Annotated in this window: 12 protein-coding genes; 3 read left to right on the forward strand and 9 right to left on the reverse strand. The window is 58.7% G+C overall.

Annotation, left to right across the window (positions count from 1 at the left end; genetic code table 11):
- Window positions 1-251: 251 nt before the first annotated feature.
- Both recJ and QMK58_RS24445 read right to left on the reverse strand, forming a co-directional pair.
- On the reverse strand, window positions 252-1961 hold the full coding sequence (recJ, locus tag QMK58_RS24440) for a single-stranded-DNA-specific exonuclease RecJ (RefSeq protein WP_320395558.1): 1710 nt from the start codon (window positions 1959-1961) through the stop codon (window positions 252-254).
- Window positions 1962-2018: 57 nt separating this feature from the next.
- The gene (locus QMK58_RS24445) at window positions 2019-2561 is read right to left on the reverse strand and encodes a YaeQ family protein (RefSeq protein ID WP_053155117.1); all 543 of its coding nucleotides are present in this window, start codon (window positions 2559-2561) and stop codon (window positions 2019-2021) included.
- A 147-nt stretch (window positions 2562-2708) separates the two neighbouring features.
- Here QMK58_RS24445 and QMK58_RS24450 point away from each other — a divergent pair, with 147 nt between their 5' ends.
- Window positions 2709-3908 (forward strand): CaiB/BaiF CoA-transferase family protein, encoded by a 1200-nt coding sequence (locus QMK58_RS24450; protein WP_320395559.1) that lies wholly within the window; start codon window positions 2709-2711, stop codon window positions 3906-3908.
- Window positions 3862-4830, forward strand: a complete 969-nt coding sequence (locus tag QMK58_RS24455; RefSeq protein ID WP_320395560.1) for a TIGR02285 family protein — start codon at window positions 3862-3864, stop codon at window positions 4828-4830. Before QMK58_RS24450 ends, QMK58_RS24455 begins: the two co-directional genes overlap by 47 nt.
- A gap of 169 nt (window positions 4831-4999) precedes the next feature.
- On the opposite strand, the gene QMK58_RS24460 is transcribed toward QMK58_RS24455, so the two are convergent.
- The 6 genes from QMK58_RS24460 to xerD form a co-directional block, all read right to left on the reverse strand.
- Complete coding sequence (locus tag QMK58_RS24460; protein ID WP_320395561.1) at window positions 5000-5287, reverse strand: DUF3509 domain-containing protein; 288 nt, start codon at window positions 5285-5287, stop codon at window positions 5000-5002.
- A gap of 162 nt (window positions 5288-5449) precedes the next feature.
- Window positions 5450-6790 carry a transporter substrate-binding domain-containing protein gene (locus QMK58_RS24465; protein WP_320395562.1) on the reverse strand — a complete coding sequence of 447 codons (1341 nt, stop codon included), beginning with the start codon at window positions 6788-6790 and terminating at the stop codon, window positions 5450-5452.
- Between the two features lie 118 nt (window positions 6791-6908).
- Window positions 6909-8318: a threonine synthase gene (gene thrC, locus QMK58_RS24470; RefSeq protein WP_320395563.1), complete on the reverse strand. Its 1410-nt coding sequence runs from the start codon at window positions 8316-8318 to the stop codon at window positions 6909-6911.
- Window positions 8319-8386: 68 nt separating this feature from the next.
- Window positions 8387-9691: a homoserine dehydrogenase gene (locus QMK58_RS24475; RefSeq protein ID WP_095057031.1), complete on the reverse strand. Its 1305-nt coding sequence runs from the start codon at window positions 9689-9691 to the stop codon at window positions 8387-8389.
- Window positions 9692-9823: 132 nt separating this feature from the next.
- A complete protein-coding gene (gene dsbC / locus QMK58_RS24480; protein ID WP_053155102.1) occupies window positions 9824-10555 on the reverse strand; it encodes a bifunctional protein-disulfide isomerase/oxidoreductase DsbC in 732 nt (243 codons plus the stop codon).
- 191 nt (window positions 10556-10746) lie between these two features.
- Complete coding sequence (xerD, locus tag QMK58_RS24485) at window positions 10747-11643, reverse strand: site-specific tyrosine recombinase XerD (RefSeq protein ID WP_320395564.1); 897 nt, start codon at window positions 11641-11643, stop codon at window positions 10747-10749.
- Between the two features lie 107 nt (window positions 11644-11750).
- Here xerD and QMK58_RS24490 point away from each other — a divergent pair, with 107 nt between their 5' ends.
- The gene (locus tag QMK58_RS24490; protein ID WP_053155098.1) at window positions 11751-13553 is read left to right on the forward strand and encodes a cation:proton antiporter; all 1803 of its coding nucleotides are present in this window, start codon (window positions 11751-11753) and stop codon (window positions 13551-13553) included.
- Between the two features lie 154 nt (window positions 13554-13707).
- Here the strand turns inward: QMK58_RS24490 and rplS are convergent, their stop codons facing one another.
- The gene (gene rplS / locus QMK58_RS24495; protein ID WP_003175895.1) at window positions 13708-14058 is read right to left on the reverse strand and encodes a 50S ribosomal protein L19; all 351 of its coding nucleotides are present in this window, start codon (window positions 14056-14058) and stop codon (window positions 13708-13710) included.
- Window positions 14059-14089 lie beyond the last annotated feature (31 nt).

Consider the following 14089-nt stretch of genomic DNA (forward strand, 5'->3'; position numbering starts at 1 on the left):
CTCCAGGGTTCTGTTTGAAAAGTCGACGAGTGACAGGAAAAAGCTACAGCACCCGCCCCCGCGGGCAAAAAATGGACAAGACGTCACAAGGATAATCAAGCAGTGCTTAGAGCCTAGTCGACATCGGGGGATGTCGCCCCCTTGTAGGAGCGAGCTCGCTCGCGATGGACGACAGGACACCGCGGTGTATCAGGTTCCCAGCGCCATCGTTCACGTCCATCGCGAGCGAGCTCGCTCCTACAGGTGTGGGGTCAACGCGGTTCGATGTGGGCAATCATCAGTTGAACCGTCTCGTTCCCACGAAACTCGTTGAGGTCGAGCTTATAGGCCAGTTCTACCCATTTGATCGTTGGATTGGGCCAGATGTCGCGGTCGATCCCGAAGGCAATGCCATCGAGTTTGACCGAGCCGCACTCGCTCTTCAGCACGACTTTAAGATGCCGTTCACCGACAACGCGCTGCTCGACCAACTGGAACACACCGTGAAACAACGGTTCAGGAAAATGCTGGCCCCAAGGACCCGCATGGCGCAGGGCGCGGGCCAGTTCCAGGTGAAACTCTTCCACCGCCAGCGTGCCGTCCGACAGCAAGCGCCCGGTCAGGTCTTCTTCGCGCAGTTGCCGACGCACTTCAGCATCAAAGGCTTCGGCGAACAGCGGAAAATTCGCTTCCGGTAGTGTCAGGCCGGCCGCCATCGCATGACCACCGTATTTGGTGATCAGGTTCGGATGCTGCGCCGCCACCACGCTCAGGGCATCACGAATGTGAAAGCCCTGGACCGAACGTCCCGAGCCCTTGAGCAAGCCATCGCCAGCATCGGCGAAGGCAATGGTCGGTCGGAAGTAACGCTCTTTCATGCGCGACGCGAGGATGCCGATGACGCCCTGATGCCACTCGGGATCGAACAGACACAAACCGAACGGCATCGATTCCACCGGCAAATCCTTGAGCTGCGCCAGCGCCTCACGCTGCATGCCTTGCTCGATGGATTTGCGGTCCTGGTTCATGCCATCCAGTTGAGCCGCCATTTCGCGTGCCAGCCCGGCGTCGTCGGTCAGCAGGCATTCGATGCCCAGGCTCATGTCATCCAGTCGCCCCGCCGCGTTCAGGCGCGGGCCGACGATGAAGCCCAGGTCGGTCGAAGTGATGCGCGTGTGGTCACGCTTGGCCACTTCGAGGATCGCCTTGATCCCCGGCCGGGCACGTCCAGCACGAATGCGCTCCAGGCCCTGATGCACCAGAATCCGGTTGTTGGCATCCAGTGGAACCACGTCGGCGACGCTGCCCAAAGCCACCAGATCAAGCAATTCGCCGATGTTCGGCTGCGGCGTGTTCGCGTACCAGCCGAGCTCGCGCAATCGCGCACGCAAGGCCATCAGCACATAGAAAATCACCCCGACACCCGCCAGCGCCTTGCTCGGGAACTCGCAGCCGGGCTGATTCGGATTGACGATGGCATCGGCCAGAGGCAGTTCGTCACCGGGCAAGTGGTGATCGGTGACCAGTACACTGAGCCCGGCCTGCTTCGCCGCCGCTACACCCTCGACACTGGAGATGCCGTTGTCCACGGTGATCAGCAACTGAGGCTGACGTTCCAGCGCCACGGCAACGATCTCCGGTGTCAGGCCGTAGCCGTAATCGAAGCGATTCGGGACCAGGTAATCGACATGCGCCGCACCCAGCAAGCGCAAACCCAAGGTCCCCACGGTACTGGCCGTGGCGCCGTCGGCGTCGAAGTCGCCAACGATCAGGATCCGCTGACGCTGCTCGAGCGCAATCACCAGCAAATCCACCGCCGCCTCGATGCCCTTGAGCTTCTGGAACGGAATCAGTCGCGCCAGGCTCTTGTCCAGTTCGGCTTCAGACTGCACGCCCCGCGCGGCATACAGGCGGGTCAGCAGCGGCGGAATATCACCGAGAAATGGCAGGGTGTCGGGCAGCAGGCGGGGTTCGATGCGCATGGGGTGACAGGGGCTTCTCTTGATTAGGTAGGGTAAAACCGGATGAGCGGCGAGGGATCAGCCGCGCTCACCCGACAACCATTGCAACTGGACTTCATGCTGACCACGGTCGTCGGTGACGAAAATCGTCCCTTCGCTGATCATCACATCCCACTTGATCACGCGAGGCATGTCTTTGGCCAGGGTCTCCAGGACTTCCTGAGGGACTGCCGCAATATGAACGTTTTTCAGATTCTTGATCGCCGGGATTACCTTGCCTTCCCAGACGCGCAAACTGCCGTAGGCCAGCAGGCTGGTGCGCTCAGTGCGGCGCGAGCACCAGGTCAGGCGATCGGCATCGGGTTGGCCGACTTCGATCCAGTGCAGGACACGGTCATCCAGGCTTTTTTCCCACAGGGCCGGTTCATCCACTTCTGACAGACCACGGCCAAAAGACAGCTGTTCGTTGTACCAGAGGGCGTAGGCCAGCAGGCGCACGGTCATGCGTTCTTCGGTTTCCGAAGGATGTCGGGCGATGGTCTGCTTGACGCTCTCGTAGACGCTGCGGTCGAGGTCGGTGAGGTTCAATTCAAACTTGTAGGTCGTGGACGGCTGGGCCATGAACGGGCTTCTTGATACGGGGAAAGGCGGCAAGTCTAACCGATGCGGCAAGCATTCCACGAATAGATGGCGATCAACCTTGGGCGCCTGACAGTCGGCTATGTTAAAACGCTGTACTCGCTCAACCTTTGTCCTACAGGAACCAGCATGCCGCTCACCGCCAAACCGCTCTCAGGTCTGAAAGTCATCGAATTGGGGACACTGATCGCCGGTCCCTTTGCGTCGCGGATTTGCGCTGAATTCGGCGCCGATGTGATCAAGATCGAATCCCCGGATGGCGGCGATCCGCTGCGAAAATGGCGCAAGCTGTATGAAGGCACTTCGTTGTGGTGGTTCGTTCAGGCACGCAACAAAAAGTCCCTGACCCTGAACTTGAAGCATCCGGAAGGCTTGGCGATTCTGAAAAAGCTGCTGGGCGAAGCGGACATCCTGATCGAGAATTTTCGCCCTGGTGTACTGGAAAAACTCGGTCTGGGCTGGGAGGTCCTGCACGCGTTGAACCCGAAACTGGTCATGGTGCGGCTCTCGGGATTCGGCCAGACCGGCCCGATGAAAGACCAGCCAGGCTTTGGCGCCGTCGGTGAATCCATGGGCGGCCTGCGCTATATCACCGGTTTCGAGGACCGACCACCGGTGCGCACCGGTATTTCCATCGGGGACTCGATAGCCGCACTGTGGGGCGTGATCGGGGCGCTGATGGCCTTGCGTCATCGAGAAGTCAACGGTGGCCAAGGCCAGGTGGTCGATGTGGCGCTGTATGAAGCGATCTTCGCCATGATGGAAAGCATGGTCCCGGAGTTCGACGTATTCGGCTTCATCCGCGAGCGCACTGGCAATATCATGCCCGGCATCACTCCGTCTTCGATTCACACCAGCGCTGACGGCAAGCACGTGCAGATCGGCGCGAACGGCGACGCGATCTTCAAACGCTTCATGCTGATCATTGGCCGCGAAGACTTGGCCAACGACCCGACACTGGCCAGCAACGATGGCCGTGACAAACGTCGCGACGAGCTTTACGGCGTCATTGATCGCTGGGTTAACTCGCTCCCCCTGGACAGCGTCATCGAACGCTTGAATCAGGCTGACGTTCCCGCCAGTCGGATCTTCAGCGCCGAAGACATGTTCAGTGATCCGCAATACCTTGCCCGGGAAATGTTCCTGCAGGCCAAGCTGCCGGATGGCAAAGATTTCAAGATGCCGGGCATTGTGCCGAAACTCTCTGAGACACCCGGTGATTGTGAATGGGTCGGGCCACAACTGGGCGAGCACAACGCGCAGGTACTCCAGGAACTTGGCTATGACGCGTCGCAGATCATACAACTGCGCAAAGACGGGGCCATTTGAGCCCAAGCGCTGGCTTGCGCGAGTCCTCAAGCACTGCCGGTGGCAAAACGGGCGGGCATTGCGCGCTATTGCGGGCGCACTGCTGATCGCAGCCATTGCTCCTTCGGCGTTCGCGCAGTCCAAGGAAACCCTGATCTGGCTCAAGCGCGACTTGCCACCGCTGTTCATATTCGATGGGCCTAAAAAAGGTCTGGGGATCATCGATCAACTGTTAACAACACTGATCGCCGACATGCCTCAGTACCAGCACAGCGTGATGAAGGTCAATCGAGCCCGCGGATTGCAAATGCTTCATGAGTCATCCCTCACCTGCGATGCCGCGCTGAACTGGAGCAAGGAACGCGAAACCTGGATCGCGTTTTCCATCCCGGTCTTTCGCGCCATGAGTAACGGCCTGGCCGTGCGACGCGCTGATCGAGAAGTGCTGGCGCCTTTCATCAAGGACAACGAGGTGGACCTTTCCGCGCTTTTGGCGACCGGCACCGTCACCCTGGGAGTTGTTGCCGAGCGCAACTACGGCGAGTACCTCGATGCACTGCTCAAACAGGCCCCGAGCCAGGTGCTGACGCTCCACTACGGCAACGACGCACTGGGCAGCCTCTTGCAGATGCAACGCCTGGGTCGTTTGCAATTGCTGCTGGGTTATCGTCCGGAGATCCGCTACCAGGCGCAGCAGCAAGAAATCGCGGAGGATGAGTTGCTGTTCTATCCGATTCGCGGCACGGGCAAGTATCTGTCTGGCTACATCGGCTGTACCGACACGCCGCAGGGCCGCGAGGCGATTATCGAGATCAATCGACTGCTACGCGCCTTGCCTCGAGATCAATTGAGCGAGGCTTATGCAGCCTGGCTCGACCCGCAAAGCCGCCGTGAGTACCTCGACGCTGCCAAGGCGTTTTTTGAGCAGCAGGCCGGACATTGAAAAATCACGGAAAAAAGAAACCCCGAGAAGTGGGGAGACGACTCGGGGTTAAACGTGGCCTACATAAAGACCCGTAGCAGCAAGATACAAGCACCGGAGCACAATGCTTGATCCTGTTGTTACAAGCTCTGACTGGCATGGGTGCAGGAAGGTTCCCGCACAAATCCCTTCAAACCTGGCTGGCCACCCGCTTGTCCAGGGCAGCATTGCGCAACGCCGCCATGACACAGGGCTCCAAACGTCCTTCTGCGATCAGCACGTCGCGATGCAAACCATCAACCACATCCGTCAACAAACGCTTGTCATTCAACTGAGCCTGATTGAACGCTCGCTCGACGACTGTGGCGCCAATCGAATTCTTCAAGGTCACCAGGCAATCGCCATGACCACCTGAAGGGGTCAATGTAACTTGATACGGGCTCAGCGCCTCACCGAGCAATAGACTGATACTTTCCATCCCGATCTCCACTCAATAGTCCGAAACAACGTGCCTTGGGCGTGTCTGCAATAAATGACCACGGGCCCGAGAAGAAAGTTCTGGAGGCTGATTGCAGGGTGTACCTGCAAATCAGGTCAAATGAGCATGCACGGCCAACATGACAGAGAAAAAACGTTGGCTTCACGCCTGTCGGTTTCGACGATCGATTTCAGCCCAACCACCCAGTAATCCTCGTAAATGGCCGTCTGCACCGTAAAACGGCACAGTCCACTGATAGACGTCCCGGATACCGTCCTTGAATCTCAACTGCCGCTCACTGAAACGCGTCCTTCGCGTTTCCAGCTGGCTCATGAATTCGGCATGCAAGAGTTCGGCGGTGCGTTTGGGCATGACATCGACCTCAATCAACTGTCGCCCCTGAACCTGATCAAATCGGGTCGACAAAGCCTCCTCATAACTTTTGTTACACATGACCAGGCGCCCTTGCAGATCACGAACGAACATCGGGTCGGGCATGGCGTCCAGCAATGCATGCTGGAAGGCCAGCTGATCGCTGAGGCTCTTTTCGGCCTCAAACCTCTGCCTGACCAGCACCGCCAACCGCCGGTTCCACAGCAATGACAACAGACTGAACAAACCAACGACCACAATTCCAGCGCAGAACCACTGATCCAGTCTTTGCCAGAAACCTGGTGCTCGGGACGCAACCGCGCCACTGAACCACTTCAGGCGCATGGCACGCAGGTCCTCTGGAGGAAAAGCATTCAGGGCCTTGTTCAGAATGCTCAGCAATTGCGGCTGCCCTTTGCGTACCGACATGTAATCTGCGTCCCATTTGCCCGGCACGACAGCCCCGACTTGCAGCCGTCCGGACGGATAGAGTTGCGCGCCAATTTCATTGTCGATGGTGGCGTAGGCGTCACCGCTTTCAACCCAGGCTCGCGCCTCGGCGTTGGTTTTCACCGTTCGCAACTCAATGGACGGGTAGTCGCGGCGAATCACTGCTTCCAGTGCATGCCGGGCCGGCAGCACCAGCACCCGTTTCGCCAGTTCGTCCAGCGATTGCACCTGGGGCGCCCCGACTCGTCCGACAAATATCCAGCCAGCGCCACCAAACGCATGACTGAAATCCAGAAACACTTTGCGCTCATCGTTCATCGACAGCATTGAACTCAAGTCGGCTCTACCGCCTTCCAGTTTCACCAGCATCTGATCGGTCGAAAACGACTCTTCGAAAACAAACTGCAATCCCGTCATCACACTGATGCGCTTGAGCACATCGAAATGAAAGCCGCTCCAGCGGCCATGTTTGTCCTTGAACAGGTACAACGGATAATCCAGCGCCGTGACGACGACGCGCGGGTGAGTGGCGATCCACTGCAGTTCCTGCGCATTCAGCGCGAGCGTCGAACCGTGCTCAGGGATGACCATCGGCGCCGCAACGCCCATTTGGCTGATGCCCATGGTTGCAAGCAGCAACAGCCAACACCCAACCGGTTTGAACCCATTTGAAAACAGCATTGCCACATCCTTCGTGATTCGCTCGCCCTTCCTTTCTGGGCGACAACACGACAAGTGTGCATGCAGAAATGAAAAAGCCCGTCAGGAGACGGGCTTCAAAATGTGACAGCTTTAGACGTTACAAAGGCTTGCCACGGTTGCCATGCTGACTGACAAAGGCCTGCACGGCTTTCAAGTCATTCGGCAACACGGTGCAACGCTCGTCTCGCTCAAACAAATCAGAAAGATGTGCAGGGAGTTCGAGCTCTTTTCCTACACCAGCTTTTTCCACGGCGTCCGGGAATTTGACCGGGTGGGCGGTCCCCAGAATCACCATTGGAATGTCCAGGCTGCGACGGCATTCGCGCGCAGCCTTGACGCCGATGGCGGTATGCGGATCCAGCACTTCGCCAGTCTGCTCGTAGACTTCGGCGATGGTTTCGCACGTTTGCGCGTCATCCACGGCCAGCGAGTCGAACAGTTTGCGAGCTTCGGTCCAGCGCTCTTGCTCGACGCTGAAACCGCCGCCCTGCTTGAACGAATCCATCAGCCCGGCGATTGCCGCGCCGTTGCGACCGTGCAGGTCGAACAGCAGGCGTTCGAAGTTCGAAGAGACCATGATGTCCATGGACGGTGACAGAGTGGCGTGCAGGGTTTCCTTGACGTACTGGTTGCCGCTCATGAAGCGGTGCAGGATATCGTTGCGGTTGGTTGCGACGATCAACTGGTTGATCGGCAGGCCCATGTTGCGGGCCAGGTAACCGGCGAAGATGTCGCCAAAGTTGCCGGTCGGCACCGAGAACGCCACCGAACGCGCCGGACCGCCCAGTTGCAGGGCTGCATGGAAGTAGTAAACGATCTGGGCCATGATCCGCGCCCAGTTGATCGAATTCACAGCGACCAGGCGAGTGCCCTTGAGGAAGCCCTGGTCGGCGAAGCTCGCCTTGACCATTTCCTGGCAATCATCGAAGTTGCCTTCGATGGCGATGTTGTGGATGTTCTCACCGAAAATGGTGGTCATCTGCCGACGCTGCACTTCAGACACCCGGTTGTGCGGGTGCAGGATGAAGATGTCGACGTTTTCGCAATGCTTGCAGCCTTCGATGGCGGCAGAGCCGGTGTCACCGGAGGTGGCGCCGACGATCACCACACGCTCGCCGCGCTTTTCCAGCACGTAGTCGAGCAGGCGACCGAGCAGTTGCAGGGCGAAGTCCTTGAACGCCAGGGTCGGGCCGTGGAACAGCTCCAGCACCCACTCGTTGCCGTTCAGTTGACGCAGCGGCGCAACGGCGCTGTGGGCGAACACACCGTAGGTTTCTTCAAGAATCTTTTTGAAATCGGCGTCCGGAATGCTGCCGGTCACGAACGGGCGCATGACTCGGAAAGCCAGCTCGTGGTACGGCAGGCCGGCCCAGGAAGCGATTTCTTCCTGGGTGAAACGTGGCAGGTTTTCCGGGACGTACAGACCGCCGTCGGTGGCAAGACCTGCCAGCAGGACGTCTTCGAAATTAAGGGCCGGTGCCTGGCCGCGAGTGCTGATGTAACGCATGACTGACTCCATTGGGACAGTGTTCGCAATGCCGAGCGCCTGCAACGACGCCCGGTAACGACTACGACTTAGTTCAGGTGCTCGACACGAATCCGTACAACCGGACCGACCACACCCGCCAGGGCTTCCAGAGCAGCGATGGCATCGTTGATGTGCTGTTCCAGCACGCGGTGGGTCAGCAGGATCATCGGCACCAGGCCGTCGTGTTCCTCGGCTTCCTTCTGCATGATCGACTCAATGTTGATGCCGCGCTCCGAGAGGATGCTCGCGACCTGTGCCAACACACCCGGATGATCCTTGGCCTGAATGCGCAGGTAGTAGGCACTTTCGCAGGCTTCGATCGGCAGGATCGGGTGAGCCGACAGCGAATCCGGCTGGAATGCCAGGTGCGGCACGCGGTTTTCCGGGTCCGACGTCATGGCGCGAACCACGTCCACCAGGTCGGCGATCACCGACGAAGCGGTCGGCTCCATGCCGGCGCCGGCGCCGTAGAACAGGGTCGAACCGGCAGCATCGCCGTTGACCATCACCGCGTTCATCACGCCGTTGACGTTGGCGATCAGGCGATCGGCCGGGATCAGCGTCGGGTGCACGCGCAACTCGATACCGGCTGCAGTGCTGCGCGCCACGCCCAGGTGCTTGATGCGGTAGCCCAGCGCTTCGGCGTAGTTCACGTCAGCAGTGGTCAGTTTGGTGATGCCTTCGGTGTAAGCCTTTTCGAACTGCAGCGGAATGCCGAACGCAATCGAAGCCAGGATCGTCAGCTTGTGGGCCGCGTCGATGCCTTCAACGTCGAAGGTCGGATCAGCCTCGGCGTAACCCAGTGCCTGGGCTTCAGCCAACACGTCTTCGAAGGTGCGACCCTTCTCGCGCATTTCCGTAAGGATGAAGTTGCCGGTGCCGTTGATGATGCCGGCCACCCAGTTGATGCGGTTGGCGGACAGGCCTTCACGGATCGCCTTGATCACCGGGATGCCACCGGCCACGGCCGCTTCGAACGCGACAATCACGCCCTTCTCGCGAGCCTTGGCGAAAATTTCGTTACCGTGAACGGCAATCAGAGCCTTGTTCGCGGTGACCACATGCTTGCCATTCTCGATGGCCTTGAGTACCAGCTCGCGGGCAACGGTGTAGCCGCCCATCAGCTCTATCACGATGTCGATCTCAGGGTTCGTGGCCACTTCGAAGACATCGTTGGTAATCGCAATACCGGTCGTTTGGAACTGAGGCTTTGGCGTGCGCATGGCAATTTGTGCCACTTCGATCCCACGCCCGGCACGACGAGCAATTTCCTCGGCGTTGCGCTGAAGTACGTTGAAGGTACCGCCACCGACGGTTCCTAACCCACAGATGCCTACTTTGACCGGTTTCACTGTGAACTCCCCATAAAACGACCGACTCAAGGCCGGCCGTGAAAACAACCGCGTGCTCGCGGCTCTCTATTAATGGCCCGGCGATGTCGCTGCCGGACCATGATCGTCAAGGCTGGCCCTGACAATGCGAATCTATTTCGCGCCCAGCGCCAGTTTGGCGACTTGTGGCGCAGGCTGGTAGCCCGGAATGACCTGACCGTCGGCCAAAACGATGGCCGGTGTGCCGTTCACGCCGATCGACTGACCCAGAGCGAACTGCTTGGAAACCGGGTTATCGCATTTGGCGGCCTTGATTTCCTTGCCATCGACCATTTTGTCCATGGCCGCTTTCTTGTCTTTGGAGCACCACACTGCTTGCAGTTGCTCGTCACCCGGCGAACCCAGGCCCTGGCGCGGGAACGCGACGTAGCGCACTTCAATGCCGCGCTTGTTCAACTCAGGCACTTCCGCATGCAGCTTGTGGCAGTACGGGCAAGTGGTGTCAGTGAATACGGTGATGTGCGACTTGGTTTCGCCAATGGCCGGGTACACCACGGTTTCGGCGACCGGAATATCGTTGACCAGTTTGGAGATGCCCAGGCGTTCGGTTTTTTCGGTCAGGTTGACTGGCTTACCGCCCTTGAGATCGAACAGGTAGCCCTGAACCACGTATTGGCCGTCGGCGCTGGCGTAGAGAACGCGGCTGCCCTTGAGTTTGACTTCGTACAGGCCCGGCAGCGGGCTGGCGGTGATGGTTTCTACCGGCACTTCGAGCTGGAGGTTTTCCAGACTCTTACGAATGGCTTTGTCGGCCGCGTCGTCGGCGACGGCAAAGGTGCTGACCAACGCAATGGCTGCGGCGGCGATAATCTGGGTCAGACGCATGAGAACTCCTGAAGGCGAACATATGGGACGACTAGAACACCCGTGCCGAAACACCGGGTCATAACCGCCCATCGTGCAAACCGGCAAAGCCTATCACATAAGGTCCGTGTGGCCGAATGCGCCTGTCGCCAGACAACACGAGCTCGACGCATGACGCATAGATGGATGATGTTCCCCTGTAGAGTACGTCGTCAGCCGCGGGGATGGTGTTTGGCGTGCAGGTCTTGCAACCGCGCCCTGGCAACGTGGGTATAAATCTGTGTCGTCGACAAATCGCTGTGTCCCAACAGCATCTGCACCACCCGCAAATCAGCGCCGTGATTGAGCAGATGCGTGGCGAAGGCATGGCGCAAGGTGTGCGGTGACAGCGACTTGCCGATCCCCGCCACCTTGGCCTGATGCTTGATGCGGTGCCAGAAGGTCTGGCGGGTCATCTGCTCGCCACGCAAGCTGGGAAACAACACGTCGCTGGGGCGCCCGCCGAGCAGTTCACTACGTGCATCACGCATGTAGCGTTCGACCCAGACAATCGCTTCCTCGCCCATCGGCACCAGACGCTCCTTGCTGCCCTTGCCCATCACCCGCAAAACCCCTTGGCGCAGATTGACCTGCTCCAGTGTCAGGCTGATCAGCTCCGTCACACGCAGGCCACAGGCATACAACACTTCGAGCATGGCGCGATCACGCTGACCGATGGCTTCGCTCAGATCCGGCGCTTTGAGCAGTGCTTCCACATCGGCTTCCGACAGGGATTTTGGCAATGGACGACCGAGTTGCGGCATATCCACACGCAAGGTGGGATCGACCGAGATCAGTTTTTCCCTCAACAGATAGCGATAAAAGCCACGCACACCGGAGAGAAATCGTGCCGTGGACCGAGGCTTGTAGTTTTGCTCCAGCCGCCAGGCAAGGTGATCGAGAATCAGCTCGCGCCCGGCATTGATCAACTCCAGGCCTTTTTCCTGCAACCAGCCGTTGAACAGGGCCAGGTCACTGCGATAGGCATCGCGGGTGTTATCGGAAAGGCCTTTTTCCAGCCACAGGGCATCGAGGAATTGGTCTATCAGCGGATGATCGATGGCAGGCATGGGCACTCAAGTCGCGTAGCCTCAAAGCTGCGCACAAAATTAAAAATGGACAGGGAATTGGCCGCTAGTCTTTCATAGGCCGCCATCTCAAGGAACAGGGAGCAGCAATGAGCGAGCAGCAAATATTGTTGGCGTTTGGCGGTATCGGTGCGGCGGCACTGGGCTGCCAGTGGTTAGCCTGGCGCCTGAAGCTGCCGGCGATTCTTTTTTTGCTGTTGACCGGCATTCTGGCCGGGCCGGTGCTGCACTTGCTCGACCCGCAGGAAATGTTTGGCCCATTGCTGATGCCATTGGTGTCGCTGGCGGTAGCGTTGATTCTGTTTGAAGGCAGCCTGACGCTGCATCTGTCGGAATGGCGTGAAATCGGCAGTGTCGTTCATCGACTGGTGACACTGGGCGCGCTCTCAACCTGGATTGTAATTGCCGTCGCCACACACTGGTTGCTGGGTTTCGACTGGATGCTGTCGATTCTTTTTGGCAGCCTGACCCTGGTCACCGGGCCGACCGTGATCGTACCCATGTTGCGCGTCGTACGGCCCAAGGCGTCGATTGCCAACATCCTTCGCTGGGAAGGTATCGTCATTGATCCTATCGGCGCGCTGCTCGCCGTGGTCGTCTACAGCTTCATCATTGCCAACACCGAAGGTAACGGCCTTAAAGAGAGCTTGCTGACTTTCGGCGGCGTGATTCTGTGTGGCAGTCTTTTCGGGATATTTGGTGGCTGGTTGCTCGGTACTTTGATGCGCCGCCAGTGGCTGCCGGAATACCTTCATAACCTGGCAGCGCTCGCCGCCGTTCTGGGGATTTTTATCGCCTCCAACGAAGTCACGCACGAATCCGGCTTGCTCGCCGTCACGCTGATGGGCATGTGGCTGGCCAACATGAAAGGCGTGGACGTGCGGCATATCCTGCATTTCAAGGAGAACCTCAGCGTCCTGCTGATTTCGGGGCTGTTCATTCTACTGGCGGCACGACTGGATCTGAACGCGATGATCGGTCTCGGGCCTCTGGTGCTGATTCTGCTGCTGATCATCCAGTTCATCGCGCGCCCTTTGAACGTGCTGCTCAGTACGGCCGGGTCGAGCCTGAGCTGGCGCGAACGCGCACTGTTGGCGTGGATTGCTCCGAGGGGGATTGTTGCGGCGGCCGTGTCGGCAATCTTCGCCATTCGCTTGCACGAGGCAGGACATCAAGGTGCGTTGCTGCTGGTGCCGCTGACGTTCGCGGTGATTATCGGCACCGTTGTTTTGCAAAGTGCGACAGCCCGGCCGCTGGCGCGCTTGCTGAACGTCGCGGAACCGGCACCGAGCGGTTTTTTGATCATTGGGGCCAACGGACCTGCGCGCACGCTGGGCAAAGCACTGCAACAATTGGGCAGCCGAGTGTTATTGACAGACTCAAGCTGGGAGAACATTCGCGCCGCGCGAATGGAGGGCTTGCCCACCTACTTCGGCAACCCGGCCTCGCAACACGCCGATGCCCATCTGGATCTGGTCGGACTGGGACATCTTCTGGCCCTCTCACCGTCCGGTGAAATGAACACGCTGGCGCTGATGCGCTTTCGTCATGAACTGGGCCATCAGCGGATGTTCGGTCTGGCCAGCGGCCAGGAAAACCGTCGCACAGACAAACATCGCACCAGCCTGGAACATCGGGGCAATCAACTGGGCAGTGAAGCACTGACCTACGCCAAGCTTGCGAGTCAGTTGAGTCAGGGTTCCGAACTGTACAGCACGACGTTGACGGATGGCTTTGGCTGGAACGACTACCGCGCACTGCATGGTGATCGGGCGACCTTGCTGTTCGTGCGCGATGACAGTGGCTGGGTGCATGTGGTGACACCCGACAGTACGCTCAAGCTTGCGGCTGGGTGGACGCTGCTGGCGCTGATCCAGCCGGAGACGGCGTAAATCCAAAAGATCGCAGCCTTCGGCAGCTCCCACGGGAGATCTGAATTCAATCTGTAGGAGCTGCCGCAGGCTGCGATCTTTTCAACCAGGCACCAAATCGCAGGCAACAAAAAAGCAGCCCGTAGGCTGCTTTTTTCTGCATCGGAAGCTGGACTTAAGCCAGTTTTTCCTTGATGCGAGCTGCTTTACCAGACAGGTCACGCAGGTAGTACAGCTTGGCTTTACGTACGTCACCGCGACGTTTAACGGCCATGCTGTCGATTTGCGGGCTGTAGGTCTGGAAAGTACGTTCTACGCCAACACCGTTGGAGATTTTACGAACGGTGAATGCACTGTTTACGCCGCGGTTACGCTTGGCGATAACAACACCTTCGAACGCTTGCAGACGCGAACGGTCGCCTTCCTTCACTTTCACCTGAACGACAATGGTGTCGCCCGGGGCAAAGGTAGGGATCTCTTTGGTCATCTGCTCTGCTTCGAGTGCAAGGATGATTTTGTTAGTCATGCTGTGCTCCTAAGGTAAATCGTCGGATCTA

Source organism: Pseudomonas sp. P8_241, from assembly GCF_034008315.1.
Lineage (GTDB): Bacteria > Pseudomonadota > Gammaproteobacteria > Pseudomonadales > Pseudomonadaceae > Aquipseudomonas.

Coding starts and splice junctions, on each gene's coding strand:
- dsbC (WP_053155102.1), bottom strand. CDS start 10,555: ATGCGTCTGACCCAGATTATCGCCGCCGCAGCCATTGCGTTGGTCAGC.
- xerD (WP_320395564.1), bottom strand. CDS start 11,643: ATGCCTGCCATCGATCATCCGCTGATAGACCAATTCCTCGATGCCCTG.
- QMK58_RS24455 (WP_320395560.1), top strand. CDS start 3,862: ATGACGCGTCGCAGATCATACAACTGCGCAAAGACGGGGCCATTTGAG.
- QMK58_RS24490 (WP_053155098.1), top strand. CDS start 11,751: ATGAGCGAGCAGCAAATATTGTTGGCGTTTGGCGGTATCGGTGCGGCG.
- QMK58_RS24445 (WP_053155117.1), bottom strand. CDS start 2,561: ATGGCCCAGCCGTCCACGACCTACAAGTTTGAATTGAACCTCACCGAC.
- QMK58_RS24450 (WP_320395559.1), top strand. CDS start 2,709: ATGCCGCTCACCGCCAAACCGCTCTCAGGTCTGAAAGTCATCGAATTG.
- rplS (WP_003175895.1), bottom strand. CDS start 14,058: ATGACTAACAAAATCATCCTTGCACTCGAAGCAGAGCAGATGACCAAA.
- QMK58_RS24465 (WP_320395562.1), bottom strand. CDS start 6,790: ATGCTGTTTTCAAATGGGTTCAAACCGGTTGGGTGTTGGCTGTTGCTG.
- recJ (WP_320395558.1), bottom strand. CDS start 1,961: ATGCGCATCGAACCCCGCCTGCTGCCCGACACCCTGCCATTTCTCGGT.
- thrC (WP_320395563.1), bottom strand. CDS start 8,318: ATGCGTTACATCAGCACTCGCGGCCAGGCACCGGCCCTTAATTTCGAA.
- QMK58_RS24460 (WP_320395561.1), bottom strand. CDS start 5,287: ATGGAAAGTATCAGTCTATTGCTCGGTGAGGCGCTGAGCCCGTATCAA.